This window comes from Bradyrhizobium sp. BWA-3-5, assembly GCF_032917985.1.
Classification (GTDB): Bacteria; Pseudomonadota; Alphaproteobacteria; order Rhizobiales; family Xanthobacteraceae; genus Bradyrhizobium.
On sequence record NZ_CP136626.1, the window covers coordinates 1,096,675 to 1,117,893 of the forward strand.

The window sequence follows — 21,219 nt, forward strand, 5'->3', positions numbered from 1 at the left end:
ATCCGCCGGGGAGCAGGATGCGCGCAGGGTGAAGGATCGTCGAGCTTCGTGGCGTCTTTCGGCCGACACCGCGACCATTGAGCGCCGAAGCAAGGTTATAGACGGACGAATCCGTGACGCACACCGCGCCAAAACATGACGAATGAGGCACGTGCCAATAGGCGTGTGTTTTGTACGCTTTGTAACAAGCCGAGGTGCCGATGGATTTCCCTTCTTCAGCGCCGCGGCGACGCGACACAAGGCGCGGTTTGCCATCGTTCTACCCACGAGCGAACGCGAACAATCGGCATTCGTCGCATTCTCGCCGAAAAATGGTCCGCATCGCGCGTCAAGGAGACCATCAGGGAGATCCGTCGGTCGCGGGTCGAAGGGCAATGCAATGAGTATGGCTCAAGGCCAGCCACAGGCGCGAGCAGTGCAGGTGTCGCGCGCAATTTCCGGCCTGCGTTCGACGCTGGCTGCCGACGATCCGGTCGCGACCGCGCTGCGCGCGAGCGCACGCCGCATGATCGGCGTCGCCGTATTCAGCGGCGTCATCAATATCCTGATGCTGTCGGGATCGGTCTACATGTTGCAGGTATACGATCGGGTGATTCCGAGCCGCAACCTCGCGACCCTGTTCGGCCTGTCGGTGATGGTGCTGATCGCCTATATCGTGCAGGGATATTTCGACGCGATGCGGTCGCGGATGCTGTGCCGGATCGCCACGCTGTTCGATGCCGGCCTGCAGTCCTCGATCCATTGGGCGCTCGCCATCCTGCCGCTGCGCGGTGTCAAGCCGGTCTTGATGCAGCAGCCGCTGCGCGATCTCGATCAGGTGCGCACCTTCATGTCGGGCATGGGACCGACGGCATTCCTCGATATGCCGTGGATCCCGGTCTTTCTGATCGGCCTGTTCCTGTTTCACCCGGCGATCGGCTTCACTGCGCTGCTTGGCACGATAGCGATCATTTCCATGACCTTGCTGAACGAGCGGATTTCGCGCGGTGCGGCCAAGGCGGCGATGGACATGAACGCGCAGCGCCAGGTGCTGGCGGATGCGACCCAGCGCAATGCGGAAATCGTGCGGGCGCTCGGCATGACCGACCGATTGACGGCACGCTGGTCGGAGGCCAATGAGCGCTACCTGCAGGAGAACATCCGCTCGACCGACGTCCATGCCAATCTCGGCTCGGCCGCCAAGGTGCTGCGTTATGTCCTGCAGTCGGGCATGCTCGGCATGGGCGCCTATCTCGTCATCGCCGACAAGGCGTCGGGCGGCATCATGATCGCGTCCTCGATCCTGATGGGGCGCGCGCTGGCGCCGGTCGAAATCGCGCTCGGCACCTGGAAGCAGTTGTCTGCGGCGCGTCAGGGCCTCGCCCGGCTTCGCGACATCTGCAAGGCGACGGCGCCGCCGCCGACGCCGCCGGTGATGCTGCCGCGTCCGACCCGCGAATTGTCCGTGCAGAATCTCGCGGTCGCTGCGCCGGGCCGCGATATGCCGATCGTCGCCGGCGTCACGTTCTCGCTTAAGGCCGGCTCAGGACTGGCGCTGCTCGGGGCGAGCGCGTCGGGCAAGACGTCGCTGTCGAAGGCGCTGGTGGGAATCTGGCCGGCGCATCGCGGGGCGGTGCGGCTTGACGGTGCATCTCTCGATCAATGGCGCAACGAGGATCTCGGCCGGCATATCGGCTACCTGCCGCAGGATGTCGGCCTGTTCGACGGGACGGTGGCCGAGAACATCTCCCGTTTCGAGGAGAATCCTAGTTCGGACGCCATCCTCAGGGCGGCGCAGATCGCCGGCGTCCATGACATCATCCTGCGCCTGCCGGAAGGCTACGCGACCCGGATCGGGGCCGGCGGCATATCGCTGTCCGCAGGCCAGAAGCAGCGCGTCGGCCTGGCGCGCGCCGTCTATGGCGATCCGTTTCTGCTGGTGCTCGACGAACCCAACGCCAACCTCGATGCCGACGGCGAGAATGCCTTGACGCGCGCCATCGGGATCATGCGCCAGAACAAGTCGATCGTCGTCGTGATCTCGCATCGCCCGAGCGCGCTCTCCGCGCTCGACATGACGATGGTGCTTTATGAGGGCAAGGCGATCGCGTTCGGGCCGAGCGAGGAAGTCTTCGCGCGCGTCCGCAAGGCCAATGGCAAGGGCCCGCCTGCACCGGCGCAGCAGCCCCCACCGCAGGCGCAGGCCAAGGCCGAACCACGCGCGTCACTTGCCGAGAGTGTTCCATCATGACTAGTTTCGATCGCGCCGATGAAAGAGTGGTGCGGAGCCGGTTCGAAGGAACCGAGGCCGAGGCTGCTGCGCCGCAGGGCCAGGCGCTGATCCTTGAATTGCAGCGGCTGCGGCAGGCGTTCGAGCAGGACAATCTGCCGGTGCAGCGGCAGCCGCTTCGTCGTCCGCCGCAGGACGGCCGCGCCGCCGCGCGCCGGCCGCGCCCGGGTCGTCCGAAGTGGCGGAAGAAGGGCAAGATGGGACGCGTGCTCGATGCGTGGCTCGGTCCCTTCGGATCGTCCCAGCCGGACGATGTCGATATCGAGCCTCCGCCGCCGCGCGCCCGCCGCGCGCGCGAGCCGGAGTTCACGCCACCGCCAGAAGCGCCACCGCGCAGCCGTGCGCGAGCCGCGCCGTTGGATCACGCCTTGCGGAACGAGCGGCAGGCGCGCGGTCCGATCATCGCGCCCGATGATCCCTCGCTCCTGAACATACCGCGGTCGCGTCCGGAGGTTCTGCAGATCGAGGAGCGACGGGAGCCGCCGCGCATCGAGGCGCCCCAATTGGCGCCGCCGGCTCCGGCCGGTGTGGCGTCCGACCGTTCGGTGGCGAGAATCGTCCGCAACGGCGTGACTGCCGGGGTCGCTTTCCTCGCCAATCGCGACGCATCGGCGCAGACGGCCGAGCCCGGCGAGAGCATCACGCAACGGGCAGGGCGCGCCTACGAGAATGAATTGCGCACCGGCCTGCGGGCGCTGCTGATCGTCGGCGGGCTGGCGGGCGGCTGGATGGCCTTCGTGCCGCTGTCGGGCGCCGTCGTGGTGCCGGGCAATCTGGTGGTGCAGTCCAACGTCAAGGCCATCCAGCATCCGACCGGCGGCGTGGTCGCGAAAATCCCTGTTCATAACGGCATGCGGGTCGATGCCGGCGATCTTCTGCTGCGGCTGGATTCGACGCAGGCGCAGGCAAGCCTGCAGGTCGTCAGCAAGCAGCTCGATGAAGTCCGCGCCAAGATCGCGCGGCTGGTTGCCGAGCGCGACGGCCAGCCGAAGCCGGCGATACCGCCCGAACTGTCGACCCGGCTGGAAGATGCCAACGTCAAGACGCTGCTGGCCTCCGAGGCTTCGCTGTTCAGGGCGCGGGTGACCGCGCGCGAGAGCCAGAAGGAGTTGCTGCAGAGCAAGGTGTCGCAGCTCGGCGAGGAGATCATCGGCCTCGACGCGCAGGTCGTTTCCAAAGCCAAGCAGCTCGAGCTGATCACCGGCGAACTCACCGGCGTTCAGGACCTGTTCGACAAGCGCCTGGTGCCGCTGGCGCGGCTCACGACCCTGCAGCGCGAGAGCGCGAGAATCGAGGGCGAGCGCGGCCAGTTGCTCTCCACCATCGCCGAGACCAAAGCCAAGGTCGACGAGGCGAAGCTGCAAATGGTCCGGCTCGACCAGGACGCCCGTACCGAAGTGGTCAAGGAGCTCGGCGAGGCGCAGGGCAAGGAAGCCGAACTCTCCGAGCGCGCAGTCGCCGCGCGCGACGTGCTCGAGCGCATCGAGATGCGCGCGCCGACCTCAGGCGTGATCCACCAGCTTGCGGCCCACACCATCGGCGGCGTCATTCGCGCCGGCGATACCATCATGGAGGTGGTGCCTGACTCCGACGATCTGCAGATCGAGGCGCGCTTGCAGCCGAACGATATCGATCAGGTGCGCAAGGGTCAGCAGGCGTTCGTCCGCTTCTCGGCCTTCAACCAGCGGGTTACGCCGCAGTTGATCGGCCAGGTATCATTCGTCTCGCCCGATACCACAAAGGACCAGCAGGGCGGCACGTCCTATTTCACGGTCAGGATCATGCTGCCGGAAGAGGAGCGCCGGCTTCTCGCGGGGTTGCGGCTCGTCTCCGGCATGCCCGCGGAAGTGTTCATGCAGACCGGCAGTCGGACCATGCTGAGCTACCTGTTCAAGCCCATCCTGGACCAGTTCCAGCGCGCCTTCGTCGAGCGGTAGCCTGCAAACCCGTCATGCCCGGGCTTGACCGGGCATTCTACGTGCTGGTCGCACAGTAAGGCGTGGATGGCCGGGACAAGCTCGGCCACGACGACACGAGAGCTGAACGGAGAGTTCCCGCAATCTTGCCACTTCAGATGGCGGCGCTATATCAGAGCTTTCCCTCCTGCCTTTGCGTTGATTGCGAGATCCCAATGACCACGACCACCGCCCCCGAATCCCAGCCGTTCCAGGCCGAGGTTGCCGAGCTTCTGAACCTGATGGTGCACTCGGTCTACTCGGAGACCGACATCTTCCTGCGCGAGCTGATTTCGAACGCGTCGGACGCCTGCGACAAGCTGCGCTATGAAGCGATCTCGGCGCCCGAATTGATCGCCGACGGCGCGCCGCCGAAAATCCGCATCGCGCCGGACAAGCAGGCCAACACGCTCGCCGTCCTCGACAGCGGCATCGGCATGGACCGGCAGGAACTGATCGATAATCTCGGCACCATCGCGCGCTCCGGCACCAAATCGTTCCTCGCCCGCCTCACCGAGGCCAAGGATGGCGCCAATTTGATCGGCCAGTTCGGCGTCGGCTTCTATGCCGCCTTCATGGTCGCCGAGCGTATCGTGGTCACCAGCCGCCGCGCCGGTTCCGACCAGGTCTTCGTCTGGTCGTCCTCCGGCGGCAGCGGATTTGAAATCGCGCCGGCGAGCGAGGAGGATGCCGCCCGCATCACGCGCGGCACCGAGATCGTCCTGCACCTGAAAAAGGACGCGGCGAAATATCTCGAGACCTATGAGATCGAGCGCATCGTCCGCGCCTATTCCGACAACATCCAGTTTCCGATCGAGCTGGTGCCCGAGGAGGGCGAGCCGCGCCAGATCAATTCGGCCTCTGCGCTCTGGCAGCGGCCGAAATCCGAGCTCACACCGGAAGACTACAAGCAGGCCTACCAGCAGGCCGCCGGCGCCTTCGACGAGCCTGCGATGACGCTGCATTACCGCGCCGAGGGCCGACAGTCCTACGCCGTGCTGCTGTTCGCGCCGTCGACAAAGCCGTTCGACCTGTTCGACCAGGCGCGCAAGGGCAAGGTCAAACTCTATGTCCGCCGCGTCTTCATCGCCGACGACGCCGATCTGTTGCCGGCCTATTTGCGCTTCATCCGCGGCGTGATCGACAGCGAGGACCTGCCGCTCAATATCTCCCGCGAGATGCTGCAGAACAATCCGCAGCTCGCGCAGATACGGAAAGCGGTTACCGGCCGCGTGATCTCGGAGCTGGAAACGCTCGGCGACAAGGAGCCGGAGGCGTTCGCCAAGATCTGGGACGCATTCGGCGCCGTGATCAAGGAAGGTCTCTGGGAAGACTATGAGCGGCGCGAGAAGCTGCTCGCGCTGTCGCGCTTCACGACGACAAAGGGCGAGAACCGCTCGCTCAAGCAATATGTCGACGACATCAGGCCGAACCAGACCGATATCTACTATCTCACCGGCGAAAGCATCGAGCGGCTGAAGTCGAATCCGAAGCTGGAATCCGCCACCGCCCGAGGCATCGAGGTGCTGCTGCTGACCGACCCGGTCGATGCGTTCTGGACCTCGGCGCCGCTCGATTTCGGCGGCAAGCCGCTGAAGTCGCTGAGTCAGGGCGATATCGATTTCGGTCTGATCCCGTTGCTCGACGATAAGGCCGAGGACAAGAAGGACGCGCCTGGCGCGGATGAAGCCACCACGATCGCACTGATCAAGGATGCACTCGGCGAGCGCGTCTCCGACGTGCGTGCCTCGCAGCGTCTGACCTCGAGCGCCTCATGTCTCGTCGCCGGCGGCGGCGCACAGGACCGCATGCTCGAACGGCTGCTCGCGATGCAGAACAAGGGACCGGTGACCAAGCCGATCCTGGAGATCAATCTGCGCCATCCGCTGGTCGCGGCGATTGCCGGCGACGAGGACGCCGCGAAGGATCTGTCGTTCCTGCTGCTGGAGCAGGCGCAAATTCTCGACGGCGAACTGCCGGAAGATCCGGCCGCGTTTGCGAGCCGGCTCAATCAGCTGGTGCTGCGGGGGGTCGTGAAGGGGTAGGGCGTTTCGCCGCGCGCTGAACCGGATTCCAAATCCGGCCGTATCTGCCACAGCGCTGGAACCGGGGTAGCCCAGATTACCATGATGACGTCCGACGGCACTGACATCTTCTACGGATCAATTCCGGTCTTTCGCGGCTTTGGCCGCCTGATGGACCCCGCGATGTATGCGCCGTTGCCGGATGACTGGTCGGTCGGCGTCGCCGACATCGTGGAATCGACCAAGGCAATCGCGAACCAGCGCTACAAGGCGGTCAACATGGCTGGCGCCGCTGTGATCGCGGCCGTCACCAATGCGCTGGACGGGCGGGAATTCCCGTTCGTGTTCGGCGGCGACGGCGCGAGCTTTGCGGTAGCGCCCAGCGACCTCGCGCGCGCCCGCGAGGCGCTGGCGGCGACAGCCGCATGGGTTCGCGAGGATCTCGACCTCTCGATGCGGGTGGCGCTGGTGCCGGTGAAGGATATTCGCGCCCAGGGCCTCGATATCAGGGTGGCCCGCTTCGGTCCGTCGGCCAATCTTTCCTATGCGATGTTTTCCGGCGGAGGTCTGGGCTGGGCGGATGCGGCGATGAAGCGCGGCGAGTTCGCCGTGCCGGCGGCGCCACCGGGCTCGCAGCCTGACCTGTCCGGCCTGTCGTGCCGCTTCGAGGAAATTCCCGCAACGCGCGGGCTCATTCTTTCCGTGCTGGTGGTGCCCGCCAAGGGCGCGGATCCGCGCGCCTTCCGCAAGGTAATCGAAGATATCATCAGCCTGGTCGAAGACTCGCCGGATGCCGGGCGGCCGGTGCCCTCCAGCGGGCCGCCGCTGCGCTGGCCGCCGGCCGGCGTCGAGTATGAAGCGCGCGCCGCGCGCGGCGGCCCGCTGTTGAAGCGGCGTACCGTCGTGCTCGCGGTGACGCTGTGGGCCTATGTCGTGATGCGCTTCGGCATCAAGGTCGGCAATTTCGTGCCGAAGAACTATGTGCAGCAGGTGGTGGAGAATTCCGACTTCCGTAAATATGACGACGGCCTGCGGATGATCCTCGACTGCACGATAGAGTTGGAGAGCGCGCTCGCCGACCTTCTGGCCAAGGCGGCGTCGGAAAAGATCGTGCGCTACGGCCTGCACCGGCAGGACGCAGCGATGATGACCTGCTTTACGCCGTCAGTAATGCGCAGCGATCACGTCCATTTCATCGACGGCGCCCGTGGCGGCTACGCATCCGCCGCGACCGCGCTGAAGGCGATGGCGGCGTAGCTCCTGTAGGCTGGGCAAAGCGCAGCGTGCCCACCGTCTTTCCGATATCGTTGCTTGATGTGGTGCGCTCGCTTCGCTCAGCCCACCCTACGAAATCTACCTTCCCACGCGCGTCCAGGTCTCGCCGCCGCAGAGCGCGCCGACGCAGCCTTCGACGCGCAGCGTGTCCGGCCCTGCCACCGAGATGCTGCTCGCATAGGTGCCGCCGTCGTCGGCGTTGTAGATCTGGCCCGACCATTTGTTGGCAGCGACAGGCTGCATGGCGCTGAACAGCGGCAGTCCGAGCATCGGTCGCTTCTTCAGCGCCGGATTCGGATTCTTGTCGTCGACCTGCGGCTTGCCGGTGGCAGGATCGATCGGCTCCCTCAGGCTGACGATCACGCCGCAGATACCGCCGCCGCATTTGCTGATCTTCACCCGCGCGTCGCCGGCCTGGGTCTGCCAGACGCCGCTCGGCTCAGCGGCGCCTTGAGCAAGAGCGGGCGTGGCGGCCAGCAATGCCGCCGTAACAGCGATGACGAGAGTTTTTGTGCAAGCCATGAATCATTCCTTCGAAAAAAGCAGGCCTGCATAGCAACAAATCAGATTTGCGCAACGTACGATTGCGTGTGTGCGGCGTGAGCTGTTGGTTATTTGCCCCAGTCTGCGAGGCGAATCGACAGCGCCGTGCCGAGGCCATAAACGACCATGGCGCCGCCGACCAGCGCGAACAAGGCCCATGCCGGCGCGCCCGTTGCGGCCAGCAGCCAGCCACCGCCGCCGACGATCAATAGTCGCGCGGTGCCAGCCATCACCGGCCCGCCGACCTTCGCCGCGCCTTGCGAAGAGAAATAGAGGCATGCGCCCATCCCGAAAAAGGCGAACGCCGGTCCTGCCAGGGCGAGATAGGCGGAAGCAGCGGCGGTGACGCCGGCATCGCTGGTAAACATCGAGACCCAGAGCGAGGGCATGACTGCGACGATAAGTCCGATCGCGCCCACCGTGATGGCGGCCGCAGCGCCTGCGGTCCACGCTACCTGCCGCGCGCGCGACACGAGGCCGGCGCCCATCGCCATGCCGACCATCGGCACCGAGGCGACGCCGAAGGCGAAAGCGATCGGGGTGAGCAGAAATTCCAGCCGCGAGCCCATGCCGTAGCCGGCCAGCGTCGCGGTGCCGTAACCGGCGAGGATTTTGGTAAAGATCAGTACCGTGAGCACGGTCTGCAGCGGCGACAGGCAGGCCACCGCGCCGACCTTGAGAATGTCGAAGAACATCTCGCGCTGGAATTTGAACCCCTTGAAGTTCAGCGCCAGGCGGCTGTTGCCGCTAAGGAGATACCAGGCCAGGAAGATCGCCCCGAGCGTGAAGGCGGTGAGCTGGCCCGCGGCGACGCCGCCCATGCCGAGTCGCGGCAGGCCGAACAGCCCGAGACCGAGCACGCCGCCGACCGCGATCTGGACGAACGCGGTGCCGATCAGCGTCACCGATGGAATCCGCATGTCGCCGGTGCCGCGCACCACCGACGCCAGCGTGTTGACTAGCCAGATCGAGAGCGCGCCGGAGAACAGCACGTGCGAATATTGCATCGCCTGCTCCAGCACGCCACCGCGGCCGCCGAGCAGCGTGTAGAACGCACGGCCGAACACCAGCATCATCGCCGTGAAGAACAGGCCCGCGCAGGCGCCGATCGTGACGGCATGCAGCGCCAGTGTCGCCGCGCGGTCGCGATTGCCCGCGCCTAGCGCGCGGCTGATGGCGGAGGAAACGCCGCCGCCCATCGCGCCTGCCGACATCATCTGCGTCAGCATGACGAAGGGAAACACCAGCGCGATCCCGGCGAGCGGCTCGGTACCGAGCCGGCCGATATAGGAGGTCTCTGCCACCGCCACCATTGTGGTGCCGACCATCGCGATCGCATTGGGAAGCGCGAGTTTCAGGAGAGTGGGCAGGATCGGAGAGGTGAGGATCGCATTGGTCGGCGCTGATGGAACTGCGGCGGGACGCGCGTCGATCGGGATCTCCATGGTCATGCGTTACGTCATCCAAATCAAAATAGATTATGGATGACATACTATCGAGCGGTCGCGGCACAAGCCACCCGCTGCGAATGCAGGGGTCACCACGGCAGGCCGCATAGGTCGATTATTCCATCGCGCGGCTTGCGCGTGAAATCGAATATGTACGGAGCCATCACATCGAAACGAATTCTTCCCTCCGGCTGCTCGGCATAGACCTCACCGTTGAAGCGATGCCAGCCGCGGGCTTGGTAGAACGCCTCGTTGTGCGGCTCGCAGAACAGGATCGCAAATCTGACGGCCTCGTGATCGCGCAGCATTCGGACCGCGGCGTTCAGCGCCAGCGTGGCGTAGCCGCGGCCGCGGCAATCCTCGCGGGTCGAGACGCCGCCAATGCCGCCGATCTGCACCTTGCGACCGTCCCAGGTGCCGGTGCGGAAAAAGATGCCGACGTGGCAGGCCAGGCCGGGATTAGGCCCATCCTCCGGTGCGTCGATCAGCACGCGCAGGTCGGCATGGGCCCATTTGATGCGGCCCCAGGGCAATTTCTCCAGAACATGGCGCGGCCAGACCGCCTGCATCAGCGGCTCGGCCCGCGGCCATGACGAGTCCCCGTTCAGAACGTCGATTTCGATGCTCATTTCATTGCCATGCTGCGCCAAATCCCGGTCGTTCGGTGCCCCGTCATACGCTGGACGCGGAGATGCCTTACCGGAGAACGGCGTTGTTTTGCCAAATTGCGGTGTTTAAGCGCAATGGAACCTTCTATAAGAGTTTCCCGTTAGACCAGTCTTCCATCAGTTCGGACACACCCCATGACCTTCACGCTGCCCAATCTGCCCTATTCCCACGACGCCCTTGCGCCCCACATGTCCAAGGAAACGCTGGAATACCACCACGACAAGCATCACCAGGCTTACGTGACCAACGGAAACAACGCGATCAAGGGGACGGAATTCGAAGGCAAGTCCCTGGAGGAGATCGTCAAGGCTTCGTTCGGCAAGAATCCGGCCGTGTTCAACAATGCCGGCCAGCACTACAACCATCTACATTTCTGGAACTGGATGAAGCCCAACGGCGGCGGCAGCAAGCTGCCGGGCCGTCTGGAAAAGAAGATCACCGAGGACCTCGGCGGCCTCGAGAAGTTCAAGGCCGATTTCGCCGCCGCCGGCGTCGGCCAGTTCGGCTCCGGCTGGTGCTGGCTGTCGGTCAAGAACGGCAAGCTGGAAATCTCCAAAACCGGGAACGGCGAAAGCCCGCTGGTGCATGGCGCGACGCCGATCCTCGGCTGCGACGTCTGGGAGCACTCCTACTACATCGACTACCGCAACCGCCGTCCCGATTATCTCAAGGCGTTCTGCGATCATCTGATCAACTGGGACTACGTCGACGAGCTGTTCGGCAAGGCCGGTGCCTGACGTACCGTCATTCCGGGGCGATGCGAAAGCATCGAACTACGGTGCGCGATTGCGCACCTGAGAATCTCGAGATTCCCCGATGCGCAATTGCGCATCTGAGGTCTGGTCCTTCGGACCATCCCGGAATGACACTGGATAGAGCCTACGAGGCGGCAGCATCTGACTGCCGCCTTTCATTTTGGCCGCTGCGCTCCTTGCACAGACTTCCCACCTGCGGCACAAGCACTCTGCCGGGTGACTTCGCTGACGTGGAAGATTGCTGCAATGAGCTATTTGCTGGTCTTTGTCGGGGGTGGCCTGGGCGCGACGCTGCGTCACTTTATCAACGTCACCTGCGCGCGCTTCATCGGTACCGGATTTCCCTGGGGCACCTTCATCATCAACATCACGGGCTCGACCGTGATGGGGCTGATCGCCGGCTATCTCGCCTTCAAGGGCGAGGCGTCGCAGCCCTGGCGGCTGTTCCTGATGACCGGCATTCTCGGCGGCTACACCACGTTCTCGGCCTACTCGCTCGATGCGGCGCTGCTCTGGGAGCGTGGCGAGCTAATGCTGGCGGCGCTTTACGTAATCGGCTCCGTCGGGCTTTCGATCGCCGGCCTGTTCGGCGGCCTCGCGCTGGTCCGCCACTTCGCCTGAATCCGTGCGAACACGGAGCTGCGTGACATCCTCGCATGGGCATGTCTGAGAAGCGCATGGGTATCGTGCGAGCTTCCGTTTGCTTCGCCACAAGCGGCGGACTAAGCAGGATGCAAGAGCATCACCCGCCAACCCCATCGCCTTGTCCGAACCTTCGCTAACAGATCCGGCGCCCGCCGACGACGCCGAGCCAAAACCCAGGCGCGCCCGCAAGCCGGTCGGCTGGTCGATGATCTTCATCGGCGTCCTCGTCGCCGTCAGCGCCGCGCTGGTGTGGCGGCGCGACGGGATCGACGGCGTGCTCAAGATTCTCTCCCACGATCTCCTGCTGTTCGGCGAGATCATCCCGCGTGTGCTGGCCGGCTGCCTGTTAGGAGCCTTCATCGCGGAAATTCTTCCGCACGATAAAATCTCGCGCTCGCTCGGCCCGGAATCCGGCCTGAAGGGGCTTTTGATCGGAACCGCGTTCGGCGCGATCCTGCCCGGCGGTCCGTTCACTGCCTATCCGGTGGCGGCGGCGCTTTTGACCGTCGGCGCGGATTTCGGCGCCACCATTGCCATGGTGGTGAGTTGGACGCTAATCGGCTACGGCCGCGCGGTCGCCTGGGAATTGCCGATCCTTGGCACCGATTTCACGCTGTGGCGTATCGTGATCTCGCTGCCGATCCCGGTGCTGGCCGGCGCGCTCGGCCGCCTCGTCTTCGTGCGGATGTATCCGAAGGGCGAGCCCGAGTGACGGCATCGGCACTGATCATCGACCTCACGCTGTGGGGCTCGGTCGCACTCCTCGGCTTCATGGCCTGGCGGCGCGGGCGCGTCGTGCTGGTGTCCTCGGTGCGTGAAGGCTCGATGGACTTCATCAACATCGTGCCGCGCATCGCGCTCGGCGTGATCGGCTCGGGCTACATCGCCGCCGTCATTCCGCCGGAAGTGATCACCGGCTGGCTCGGGCCCGACAGCGGCTGGTTTGGCGTTTTGACCGCGGTGATCGCCGGCGCGGCCACGCCAGGCGGACCGGTGGTTGGTTTCTCGATCGGCGCGGTGGCGCTGAAGGTCGGCGGCGGATCGCCGCAGGTGATCGCCTATGTCGTGGCCTGGGCGCTATTCGCATTTCAGCGCATGATCCTCTGGGAAATCCCGTTCATGCCGGCAAAATTCGTCTGGTTTCGCGCGGCGGTGTCGCTACCGTTTCCGTTTCTCGCCGCAGCGATCGCGATGGTGATCGGCAAGCCGTGAGGTCAGTTCGCTTTCATCTTCGCGGCAATCCAGCAAGCAGGGCCAGCCAGGCCGAGCACATCGCAGTCAGCGGGTGAGACAAGGCGCCCGTCGCCGGCCACAATTCCCAAAGCCAGTAGGCTTGTGCGATTCCGGGCAGCAGGAACGTAAGGACCAGTCCCGTGAAGCTTGTTGGGGCCGTCATCAGCGTCGTCAGGTGGATCACGATGGCAAGCCAGGTCAGCAGAATTTGGCAAATTCCGGCGAGCGATTCGAGTTTACGGCTTGCAGTTGATTGGTGATCGTGTAGGCGCCGACGAAGACAAGGAGGCCGACGACGAAGCCGTCCGGCTTGTAGTAGAGAACGGCCAACCCGCCCATGATCAGAGCGAGCACATCGACCAGCCATTCGCGCAGCGTGCGGCGAGGCTCGGGATCGGCAGGAAGGTTCGCTGAGGTGGGGTTCACGGTCATCACGGGGATTGGTCGCCCCCGGCGGTGGCCGCGTTCAAGGGGGGCCGCCCAACTCTCTCCGCTCGTCATTCCGGGGCGCGCCCGGCGCGAGCTCCGAATCCATCGAGCGGCAGAGCCAGTGGCGCAATGGATTCCGGGTTCGCGAGCCCCGAAATGACGATCGGCGGGCCGCTACGCCGCCCCAGCGTAGACACCCGTAATGTTATATTATAACGTCTTTTCCATGCCGCACTCCCATACCCATGACCACCCCCATCACGCCCATTCCCATGACCCGGCCACGCCCCATCCGGCGCAGGCGGCGCCCTGGTCGATCCTGCGGATGACGGTTGCCGCCCGCCTGGCGGCGGCGCTGGCGGTCTCCGCTGTGCTGTGGGCGGTCGTGCTGGTTGCGATGAGGTGAGCATGGCGGCGCAGCTCAAACTCCACAACGTCACGCTGGGCTATGACCGACATCCGGCGGTGCATCATCTCACCGGCGAGGTGGCCGCCGGCGCGCTGCTGGCGGTGATCGGGCCGAACGGCGCCGGCAAATCGACGCTGTTTCGCGGCCTCGCCGGCATTCTGAAGCCGCTCTCCGGATCGATCGATCTCGGCGGCCTCGATGTCAGGGACATCGCCTATCTGCCGCAGAGCGTCGACATCGACCGCAGCTTCCCGATCTCGGTGTTCGATTTCGTCGGCACCGGCCTCTGGCGCACGGTCGGATTTTTCGGCGGCATGGGAAAGCCGGCGCGGGACAAGATCACAAGAGCGCTCGCCGCCGTCGGCCTCAACGGGTTTGAAAGCCGTTCGATCGGCACGCTGTCGGGCGGCCAGACCCAGCGCATGCTGTTTGCGCGCGTGCTGCTGCAGGACGCGCGCCTGATTGTGCTCGATGAACCCTTCAACGCCATCGACACCAAGACCTCGGCCGACCTGCTGGCGCTGGTGAAGCGCTGGCACGGAGAGGGCCGCACGGTGCTGGCGGCGTTGCACGACATGGAGCTGGTGCGCGACCATTTTCCGGAAACCCTGCTGCTCGCGCGCGGGCCTGTCGTCTGGGGTCCGACCGCCGAGGTGCTTAACGCCGAAAACCTGATGGTCGCCTTGCGGATGTGCGAGGCGTTCGACGACAGCGCCGCAGCATGCGCGGACGACATGCCGTCGCAGGCCGCCTGATGCTGTACGACGCGCTGATCGCGCCCTTTACCGAGTTCGAGTTCATGCGCCGCGCGCTCGCCGCCGTGATCGCGCTCGCGCTTGGCGCCGCGCCGATCGGCGTGTTCTTGATGCTGCGGCGGATGAGCCTCGTCGGCGACGCAATGGCGCATGCGATCCTGCCGGGGGCGGCGATCGGCTTCCTGGTCTCCGGGCTCAATCTGTTCGCGATGACCACCGGCGGCCTGATCGCAGGATTCACCGTCGCGCTGCTCGCCGGCCTCGTCGCGCGCAATACCGAGCTGAAGGAGGACGCCTCGCTGGCGACCTTCTATCTGGTCTCGCTCGCGCTCGGCGTCACCATCGTCTCCGTCAAGGGCACCAATATCGACCTGCTGCACGTGCTGTTCGGCAACATTCTGGCCATGGACGACCAGACGCTGCTGGTGATCGCCTTCAATGCGACGATCACGCTGCTGGTGATGGCGATCATCTACCGTCCCCTGGTGATAGAATGCGTCGACCCGGTATTCCTGCGCACCGTCAGCCGCGCCGGTGCGCCCGCGCATCTGGCGTTCCTGGCCCTCGTCGTGATCAATCTGGTCAACGGCTTTCACGCGCTCGGCACCTTGCTCGGCGTCGGCCTGATGATCCTCCCCGCCGGCATCGCGCGGTTCTGGTCGCGCGACATCACCGGCATGATCTGCATCGCGGTCGCCAGCGCGATCGTGTCGGGCTATGCCGGGCTGGTGCTCTCGTTCCAGACCACGATCCCTTCAGGCCCCGCCATCATCCTGATTGCTGCCGGGCTTTACGTGATGTCGCTGCTGTTCGGCTCCGTCAGCGGGCTTATCCGGCAGATGTTTCCCGGCCGGCATCTGGAGGCGTGAGCATGATCCGGTTCTGGCTCGTCGCTCTCGCCATGTTCGCGGCCGCCAACCCGGCGCGCGCTGCGGAGCCTCTCGATGTCGTAGCCAGCTTCTCGATCCTCGGTGATTTCGTTCGCAATGTCGGCGGCGATCGGGTCAGCGTCACCACGCTGGTCGGTCCCGACAGCGATGCGCATGTCTATACGCCCACGCCGGCTGACGCCAAGAAGATCGCCGATGCCAGGCTGATCTTCGTCAACGGTCTCGGTTTCGAAGGCTGGCTGCCGCGGCTGGTGCAATCCGCCGGCAGCAAGGCGAAGATCGTGACCGCGAGCAATGGCATCTCTCCCCTCCGATTGGGTTCGTCCGCCGATCCGCATGCCTGGCAATCGGTCAACAATGCGAAGGTCTATGTCGCCAATATCAGCCTCGCGCTCTCGGCCGCCGATCCTGCCTCCGCCGAGCAGTTCATGAAGAATACGCAAGGCTATATCGAACAACTCGATGCACTCGACCGCGAGGTGCGCGACGCCGTCGCAAAGCTTCCGGAAGGCCGGCGTAAGGTGATCTCGACCCACAGCGCCTTCGGCTATTTCGCTGCGGCTTACGGCATCGAGTTCATCGCGCCACTCGGCGTTTCCACCGAATCCGAGCCGAGTGCGCGGGACATCGCGAAGATCATCACCCAGATCCGGGCGGCCAAAATACCGGCGGTGTTCCTCGAAAATATCACCGACCCCCGCCTGATGGGCCGGATCTCGGCCGAGACCGGTGCCAGGGTCGGTGGAACGCTCTATTCGGACAGTCTAACGGGCGAAAAGGGTGATTCTCCCACTTACATTGCGATGGTCAGGCACAATATAAAGGCCCTGACCGGCGCGCTGAGCCCATAGGGCAGGGGCCTCCCTGCCTGCCGGCGCGTCCAAAATTTTCCGCTCCGGAGCGATTATGTCTGAACTTTCGTCCCAAAAAATTCCAGTGACTGTGCTGACGGGCTATCTCGGCGCCGGCAAGACCACGCTGCTCAACCGCATCCTGTCGGAAAACCACGGCAAGAAATATGCCGTCATCGTCAATGAATTCGGCGAGATCGGCATCGACAACGACCTCATCATCGGCGCCGATGAGGAAGTGTTCGAGATGAACAATGGCTGCGTCTGCTGCACCGTGCGCGGCGACCTCGTCCGCATCATGGACGGGTTGATGAAGCGCAAGGGCAAGTTCGACGCCATCATCGTCGAGACCACGGGCCTCGCCGATCCGGCGCCGGTGGCGCAGACGTTCTTCGTCGACGAGGACGTGCAGAAGAACGCCCGGCTCGATGCCGTCGTCACGGTGGCCGATGCCAAATGGCTCAGCGACCGCCTGAAGGATGCGCCGGAAGCCAAGAACCAGATCGCGTTCGCCGACGTCATCGTGCTGAACAAGACAGATCTCGTCTCCAAGCCGGAACTGGCCGAGGTCGAGGCCCGCATCCGCGGCATCAACCCCTATGCAAAACTGCACCGCACCGAGCGTTGCAAGGTCGCGCTGGCTGATGTGCTGGAGCGCGGCGCATTCGATCTGGATCGCATTCTTGAGATCGAGCCGGAATTCCTCGATGCCGGCGACGATCATCATCACCACGATCATGACCACCATCATGGTCACGACCACCACCATGATCACAGCCATAGCCATGGCGGGTTGAAGCACTATCACGACGAGGACATGCAATCGCTGTCGCTGCGCTCGGACAAGCCGCTCGACCCCACACTCTTCATGCCCTGGCTGCAGAACCTCGTCGCCACCGAGGGCCAGAAGATTCTGCGTTCGAAGGGCATCCTAGCCTTCACCGACGACGACGATCGCTATGTGTTCCAGGGCGTGCACATGATGCTGGAAGGCGATCATCAGCGGAAATGGAAGGAAGGCGAGCCGCGCGAAAGCCGCGTCGTCTTCATCGGCCGCGAATTGCCGGAAAAGACGATCCGCGAAGGTTTTGAAGCCTGTATCGTTACGTGAGGCGAAGAAGATCGAACTCATGTCTTCCGAACAGCTTTCCATTGCTTCCATGACCGACCGCGTCAAGCCCGTCGCGGTCGGCGCGCCGATTACTGGCGTCCATTTCCTCGGCGACCTCGCCGCCTTCGTCTGCGCGGAGGAGAAGATCGCCGTCGCCGCCGCCGATGGCGAGGTCTCGCGCGCCGACGTGCATGGCGGCGCCATCCTCTGCGCGGCTTCCGATGGCAAGCGGATCGTCACCGGCGGCGATGACGGCAAGGTCATTGCATTCAATGCGAAGGGCGAGACGTCCGTGCTCGCGACCGACGCCAAGCGGCGCTGGATCGACAATGTCGCGCTGCATTCCGATGGCACCGTGGCATGGTCGGCCGGCAAGACGGCGTCCATCCGCAGCGCCAAGGGCGAGGAGAAGAGTTTCGATGCGCCCTCGACCGTCGGCGGGCTGGCGTTTGCGCCGAAGGGCCTGCGCGTCGCGGTGGCCCATTACAACGGCGTGACGCTGTGGTTTCCCAACATGGCTGCGAAACCGGAATTTTTGGAATGGGCCGGCTCGCATCTTTCGGTGACCTTCAGTCCGGACAACAAATTCCTCGTCACCGCGATGCACGAGCCGGCGCTGCATGGCTGGCGGCTCGCCGACAACAGGCACATGCGGATGAGCGGCTATCCCGGCCGCGTCCGCTCGATGTCGTGGAGCGCCGGCGGCAAGGGTCTCGCCACCTCGGGCGCCGACACCGTGATCATCTGGCCGTTCAACAGCAAGGATGGTCCGATGGGCAAGCAGCCTGCGATGCTGGCGCCGCTGCAGGCGCGGGTCTCGGCGGTCGCCTGTCATCCGAAGCAGGAATTCATGGCGGCCGGCTATAGCGACGGCACCATCCTGATCGTGCGCTACGAGGACGGCGCGGAAATTCTGGTGCGCCGCAATGGCAGCGAACCGGTCTCTGCGCTCGGCTGGAACGCGAAAGGCACGCTGCTCGCCTTCGGCACGGAAGATGGCGACGCTGGGATGATGGAATTCTAGGCAGACGACAGCAAGGGTTCCGCACGGAACCATGCGTCCAGCCGGCCGTTGAAACCACGAAATGATTTCGTGGGTGAACGACATGCCTGCCGATGACCGCCAACGCCAATACCGACGGGATATGCTGGCCGCGTCCACGCTGATTGCAGCCGGTCTTGTCGTATCGGTGCTTTCGATGACCAAAATCATGGCAGGCGATTCCGTGCACATCGCGCAGGCGACGCCGCCGACGCAATCGACGCCCGGCGCGGAAACCAAGCCGTCCGGACCGCCGCCCGAGCCACCCGCGACCGGCCAGCGCCCTTCGGATATCCCGCCGCAGCCGGCCCGCCCTGATCCGGACGCGCAGAAACAGGGCGCTCAGCCCGCGCTGCCGCCCGCACCGGCGGAAAAGACCGCGCCGCCGATCCGGGAGAAATAATCCCACTTTTGCGGCGCCGATTGTGCAATCGCAAAATCGTGGGCCGCAAAAGTTGCGGTCATGCGTTCTGGGCGCGTCGTTGCGGCCATATCGCCCCGTTCGCCCGCATCAATTGGTAGCAGACGATCAGGACGCTGCCCCCGAACGCCTTGTGTTGATCCCCAACAAGCGGTTAGGCTTGCGGCAACAATAGCCGGCAGCTCGAATAATGCCCGGCACGCCAGGGGAGTGACGCATGCGTGAGTTAACGCCTGAGACGATCACGGACGCCGTGCTCGAGCAGATGGCGACGACGCCCGACCCGCGCCTAAAGGAGATCATGGCGTCCGCGGTCAAGCATCTCCATGCCTTCGCTCGCGAGGTCAACCTGACGCCTGCGGAATGGATCAAGGGCATCGAATTCATGACCGCCGCGGGCAAGATGTGCTCGCCGGAGCGGCAGGAGTTCATCCTGTTGTCGGATACGCTCGGCCTCTCGGCGCTGGTCAACGGGCTGCATGACGCGACCGCGCTGGAGGAGGCGACCCATACCAGCCTGCTCGGGCCGTTCTACCGCGAAGCGACGCCGACGCTCGCGGCCGGCAGCTCGATCGCCAAAAATCCAAAGTCCGGCACCGAATGCGTGCTGTATGGCCGCGTCACCGATGCCGCTGGAAAGCCGGTGGCCGGCGCCACGGTCTCGATCTGGCAGACCGGCGCCGACGGCCTCTACGACATCCAGGCCAGCGCGACTTCGGTCGATTATCGCGGCGTGTTCGCGACCGATGCCAATGGCATTTATATCCTGAAAACCGTCAAGCCGCTCGGCTATTCGATTCCGATGGACGGACCGGTCGGCGCCATGGTGAAGGCGCAGGCGCGGCACGGTATGCGGCCGGCACACATCCACTTCCTGGTCGGCGCCGCCGGCTATCGCGAGCTCGTCACCGCGCTCTATCTGCGCGACGATCCGCATCTGGCCGATGATGTCGTGTTCGGCTCGTCCGGCGATCTTGCCGTCGATGTCGTTGCTAACGATCCGGATTGTCCGATCAAGGGCATGCCGAGCATCCGCTTCGACATGCGGCTGTCGCGCGAAAGCGCCGCCGACAAGGTCAGCGGGCGCGTTGGCGCCGATCCATCAGCGATTATCAAACAAGCGGCAAAGAGTGAAACTGTGGGGGCTGGATAGTCCGCAGCCGACCAACCAATCGTGAGCGACCGGACGAAGATCCGGCGGGGCCGAAATGACACAACGAAATGAGGGGGAAGCAATGAAACGCAGGACATTTCTCGGCGGTGCGATGGCGGTTGCGGTGCTCGGACAGGGCTCGAAAGCGCGGGCCCAGCAGCCGCCGATCAAGATCGGCATGTCGATGCCACAAACCGGCGGCCTCGCCGGCGGCGGCAAGGCGTCGCTGCTCGGTATCGAGATCTGGCGCGACGACATCAACGCCAAGGGCGGCCTGCTCGGCCGCAAGGTCGAGCTTGTCGTCTATGACGACAAGTCGAGCGCATCCGAGACGCCGGCGATCTACGCCAAGCTGGTTGACGTCGACAAGGTCGATCTGCTGTTTGCGCCCTATGCGACGGTGCCGACCGCGCCGATCATGCCATTCGTCAAGCAGCGCGGCCTGCTCTTGATGGGCAATTTCTCCTTCCAGGTGAACAGCAAGGTCGGCCACGACATGTGGTTCAACAATGCGCCCTGGGGCCCGGCCGACAGCTGGGCGGCCTCGTTCCTCGATCTCGCCCAGAAGGCCGGCGGCAAGAACATGGCGCTGCTCACGGCGGACCAGGAGTTCGCGCAGAATCTCGCGGTGACTGCGCGCGACGTCGCCAAGCAGCGCAACATTCCCGTTGTCTTCGATCAGGTCTATCCGCCGAGCACGGTGGAATTCGCCTCGATCATCCGCGCGCTCAACGCCGCCAAGCCCGACATTGTGTATGTCGCTTCGTACCCGCCGGATTCCGCCGGCATCCTGCGCGCGGTGAACGAGATCGGCGTCAGCGACAGCGTCAAGATTTTCGGCGGTGGCATGGTCGGGCTGCAGTTTGCCGCCGTGATGTCGAACCTCGGTTCGCTGCTCAATGGCGTCGTGAACTACAACACCTGGCTGCCGGAAAAGAGCATGTATTTTGACGGCACCAAGGAATTTTTCGACAAGTACACAAAGCGCGCCATCGAGGCCAAGGTCGACCCGCTCGGCTACTATCTCGCGCCGTTCGGCTATGCGATGGGCCAGATGATCGAGGCGGCGGTCAATTCCACCAAATCGCTCGACCAGAAGGGCATCGCCAAATACCTGCGCGAGAATGAGCACAAGACCATCGTCGGCCCGATCGCGTTTTCGGCGGACGGCGAGCGCAAGGAAACGGCGACGCTGCAGGCGCAGTTCCGGGGCGTCAAGGACAAGGACATCGAGCAGTTCCGTTCGTCCGGCAAGCAGGTGATACTGTTCCCGGACAAGCTGAAGACAGGCGAACTCATCAGTCCCTTCGAGGCAGCTCGAAAGTAGGCCTCGTGGCTTTTC

The 21,219-nt window shown here is 64.4% G+C and carries 21 protein-coding genes; 17 read left to right on the top strand and 4 right to left on the bottom strand.

Annotation, left to right across the window (positions count from 1 at the left end; all coding sequences use genetic code 11):
- Positions 1–505: 505 nt before the first annotated feature.
- The 4 genes from RX331_RS05245 to RX331_RS05260 all read left to right on the top strand — a co-directional run bounded on the left by RX331_RS05245 (position 506) and on the right by RX331_RS05260 (position 7,505).
- Complete coding sequence (locus tag RX331_RS05245; RefSeq protein WP_317258020.1) at positions 506–2,230, top strand: type I secretion system permease/ATPase; 1,725 nt, start codon at positions 506–508, stop codon at positions 2,228–2,230.
- Complete coding sequence (locus tag RX331_RS05250) at positions 2,227–4,206, top strand: HlyD family type I secretion periplasmic adaptor subunit (protein ID WP_317255569.1); 1,980 nt, start codon at positions 2,227–2,229, stop codon at positions 4,204–4,206. The genes RX331_RS05245 and RX331_RS05250 overlap by 4 nt, the downstream gene beginning before the upstream one ends.
- 194 nt (positions 4,207–4,400) lie before the next feature.
- Entirely contained in the window at positions 4,401–6,269 is a 1,869-nt protein-coding gene (gene htpG / locus RX331_RS05255; RefSeq protein WP_317255570.1) for a molecular chaperone HtpG, read from the top strand.
- A gap of 81 nt (positions 6,270–6,350) precedes the next feature.
- Positions 6,351–7,505 (top strand): DUF3095 domain-containing protein, encoded by a 1,155-nt coding sequence (locus RX331_RS05260; RefSeq protein WP_410708128.1) that lies wholly within the window; start codon positions 6,351–6,353, stop codon positions 7,503–7,505.
- 96 nt (positions 7,506–7,601) lie between these two features.
- Here the strand turns inward: RX331_RS05260 and RX331_RS05265 are convergent, their stop codons facing one another.
- The 3 genes from RX331_RS05265 to RX331_RS05275 all read right to left on the bottom strand — a co-directional run bounded on the left by RX331_RS05265 (position 7,602) and on the right by RX331_RS05275 (position 10,143).
- Entirely contained in the window at positions 7,602–8,045 is a 444-nt protein-coding gene (locus RX331_RS05265) for a DUF2147 domain-containing protein (protein ID WP_317255571.1), read from the bottom strand.
- An 89-nt stretch (positions 8,046–8,134) separates the two neighbouring features.
- The gene (locus tag RX331_RS05270; protein WP_317255572.1) at positions 8,135–9,517 is read right to left on the bottom strand and encodes an MATE family efflux transporter; all 1,383 of its coding nucleotides are present in this window, start codon (positions 9,515–9,517) and stop codon (positions 8,135–8,137) included.
- An 86-nt stretch (positions 9,518–9,603) separates the two neighbouring features.
- Positions 9,604–10,143 carry a GNAT family N-acetyltransferase gene (locus RX331_RS05275; protein ID WP_317255573.1) on the bottom strand — a complete coding sequence of 180 codons (540 nt, stop codon included), beginning with the start codon at positions 10,141–10,143 and terminating at the stop codon, positions 9,604–9,606.
- 174 nt (positions 10,144–10,317) lie between these two features.
- Between RX331_RS05275 and RX331_RS05280 the strand changes: the two genes are divergently transcribed.
- The 4 genes from RX331_RS05280 to RX331_RS05295 all read left to right on the top strand — a co-directional run bounded on the left by RX331_RS05280 (position 10,318) and on the right by RX331_RS05295 (position 12,795).
- A complete protein-coding gene (locus RX331_RS05280; protein WP_317255574.1) occupies positions 10,318–10,920 on the top strand; it encodes a superoxide dismutase in 603 nt (200 codons plus the stop codon).
- A 264-nt stretch (positions 10,921–11,184) separates the two neighbouring features.
- On the top strand, positions 11,185–11,559 hold the full coding sequence (gene crcB / locus RX331_RS05285; protein WP_317255575.1) for a fluoride efflux transporter CrcB: 375 nt from the start codon (positions 11,185–11,187) through the stop codon (positions 11,557–11,559).
- A 142-nt stretch (positions 11,560–11,701) separates the two neighbouring features.
- The gene (locus RX331_RS05290; RefSeq protein WP_317255576.1) at positions 11,702–12,295 is read left to right on the top strand and encodes a permease; all 594 of its coding nucleotides are present in this window, start codon (positions 11,702–11,704) and stop codon (positions 12,293–12,295) included.
- 59 nt (positions 12,296–12,354) lie between these two features.
- A complete protein-coding gene (locus RX331_RS05295; RefSeq protein ID WP_317258022.1) occupies positions 12,355–12,795 on the top strand; it encodes a hypothetical protein in 441 nt (146 codons plus the stop codon).
- A gap of 219 nt (positions 12,796–13,014) precedes the next feature.
- Here the strand turns inward: RX331_RS05295 and RX331_RS05300 are convergent, their stop codons facing one another.
- The gene (locus tag RX331_RS05300) at positions 13,015–13,251 is read right to left on the bottom strand and encodes a hypothetical protein (protein ID WP_317255577.1); all 237 of its coding nucleotides are present in this window, start codon (positions 13,249–13,251) and stop codon (positions 13,015–13,017) included.
- 196 nt (positions 13,252–13,447) lie between these two features.
- Here RX331_RS05300 and RX331_RS05305 point away from each other — a divergent pair, with 196 nt between their 5' ends.
- From RX331_RS05305 to RX331_RS05345, 9 genes are all read left to right on the top strand, one after another.
- Complete coding sequence (locus RX331_RS05305) at positions 13,448–13,651, top strand: hypothetical protein (RefSeq protein ID WP_317255578.1); 204 nt, start codon at positions 13,448–13,450, stop codon at positions 13,649–13,651.
- A gap of 2 nt (positions 13,652–13,653) precedes the next feature.
- Positions 13,654–14,409 carry an ABC transporter ATP-binding protein gene (locus RX331_RS05310; protein WP_317255579.1) on the top strand — a complete coding sequence of 252 codons (756 nt, stop codon included), beginning with the start codon at positions 13,654–13,656 and terminating at the stop codon, positions 14,407–14,409.
- Positions 14,409–15,278, top strand: coding sequence for a metal ABC transporter permease (locus tag RX331_RS05315; protein ID WP_317258023.1), 870 nt, complete (start codon positions 14,409–14,411; stop codon positions 15,276–15,278). The genes RX331_RS05310 and RX331_RS05315 overlap by 1 nt, the downstream gene beginning before the upstream one ends.
- A gap of 2 nt (positions 15,279–15,280) precedes the next feature.
- The gene (locus RX331_RS05320) at positions 15,281–16,150 is read left to right on the top strand and encodes a metal ABC transporter substrate-binding protein (protein WP_317255580.1); all 870 of its coding nucleotides are present in this window, start codon (positions 15,281–15,283) and stop codon (positions 16,148–16,150) included.
- A 55-nt stretch (positions 16,151–16,205) separates the two neighbouring features.
- Complete coding sequence (locus RX331_RS05325; protein ID WP_317255581.1) at positions 16,206–17,261, top strand: GTP-binding protein; 1,056 nt, start codon at positions 16,206–16,208, stop codon at positions 17,259–17,261.
- A gap of 19 nt (positions 17,262–17,280) precedes the next feature.
- Entirely contained in the window at positions 17,281–18,285 is a 1,005-nt protein-coding gene (locus tag RX331_RS05330) for a WD40 repeat domain-containing protein (protein WP_317255582.1), read from the top strand.
- An 82-nt stretch (positions 18,286–18,367) separates the two neighbouring features.
- Complete coding sequence (locus tag RX331_RS05335; protein ID WP_317255583.1) at positions 18,368–18,706, top strand: hypothetical protein; 339 nt, start codon at positions 18,368–18,370, stop codon at positions 18,704–18,706.
- A gap of 235 nt (positions 18,707–18,941) precedes the next feature.
- Positions 18,942–19,877, top strand: a complete 936-nt coding sequence (locus tag RX331_RS05340; protein WP_317255584.1) for a dioxygenase — start codon at positions 18,942–18,944, stop codon at positions 19,875–19,877.
- Positions 19,878–19,959: 82 nt separating this feature from the next.
- Positions 19,960–21,204 (top strand): amino acid ABC transporter substrate-binding protein, encoded by a 1,245-nt coding sequence (locus tag RX331_RS05345; RefSeq protein ID WP_317255585.1) that lies wholly within the window; start codon positions 19,960–19,962, stop codon positions 21,202–21,204.
- Positions 21,205–21,219: the final 15 nt, after the last annotated feature.

Coding starts and splice junctions, on each gene's coding strand:
- RX331_RS05245 (WP_317258020.1), top strand. CDS start 506: ATGATCGGCGTCGCCGTATTCAGCGGCGTCATCAATATCCTGATGCTG.
- RX331_RS05250 (WP_317255569.1), top strand. CDS start 2,227: ATGACTAGTTTCGATCGCGCCGATGAAAGAGTGGTGCGGAGCCGGTTC.
- htpG (WP_317255570.1), top strand. CDS start 4,401: ATGACCACGACCACCGCCCCCGAATCCCAGCCGTTCCAGGCCGAGGTT.
- RX331_RS05260 (WP_410708128.1), top strand. CDS start 6,351: ATGATGACGTCCGACGGCACTGACATCTTCTACGGATCAATTCCGGTC.
- RX331_RS05265 (WP_317255571.1), bottom strand. CDS start 8,045: ATGGCTTGCACAAAAACTCTCGTCATCGCTGTTACGGCGGCATTGCTG.
- RX331_RS05270 (WP_317255572.1), bottom strand. CDS start 9,517: ATGACCATGGAGATCCCGATCGACGCGCGTCCCGCCGCAGTTCCATCA.
- RX331_RS05275 (WP_317255573.1), bottom strand. CDS start 10,143: ATGAGCATCGAAATCGACGTTCTGAACGGGGACTCGTCATGGCCGCGG.
- RX331_RS05280 (WP_317255574.1), top strand. CDS start 10,318: ATGACCTTCACGCTGCCCAATCTGCCCTATTCCCACGACGCCCTTGCG.
- crcB (WP_317255575.1), top strand. CDS start 11,185: ATGAGCTATTTGCTGGTCTTTGTCGGGGGTGGCCTGGGCGCGACGCTG.
- RX331_RS05295 (WP_317258022.1), top strand. CDS start 12,355: ATGGCCTGGCGGCGCGGGCGCGTCGTGCTGGTGTCCTCGGTGCGTGAA.
- RX331_RS05305 (WP_317255578.1), top strand. CDS start 13,448: ATGTTATATTATAACGTCTTTTCCATGCCGCACTCCCATACCCATGAC.
- RX331_RS05310 (WP_317255579.1), top strand. CDS start 13,654: ATGGCGGCGCAGCTCAAACTCCACAACGTCACGCTGGGCTATGACCGA.
- RX331_RS05315 (WP_317258023.1), top strand. CDS start 14,409: ATGCTGTACGACGCGCTGATCGCGCCCTTTACCGAGTTCGAGTTCATG.
- RX331_RS05320 (WP_317255580.1), top strand. CDS start 15,281: ATGATCCGGTTCTGGCTCGTCGCTCTCGCCATGTTCGCGGCCGCCAAC.
- RX331_RS05325 (WP_317255581.1), top strand. CDS start 16,206: ATGTCTGAACTTTCGTCCCAAAAAATTCCAGTGACTGTGCTGACGGGC.
- RX331_RS05330 (WP_317255582.1), top strand. CDS start 17,281: ATGTCTTCCGAACAGCTTTCCATTGCTTCCATGACCGACCGCGTCAAG.
- RX331_RS05335 (WP_317255583.1), top strand. CDS start 18,368: ATGCCTGCCGATGACCGCCAACGCCAATACCGACGGGATATGCTGGCC.
- RX331_RS05340 (WP_317255584.1), top strand. CDS start 18,942: ATGCGTGAGTTAACGCCTGAGACGATCACGGACGCCGTGCTCGAGCAG.
- RX331_RS05345 (WP_317255585.1), top strand. CDS start 19,960: ATGAAACGCAGGACATTTCTCGGCGGTGCGATGGCGGTTGCGGTGCTC.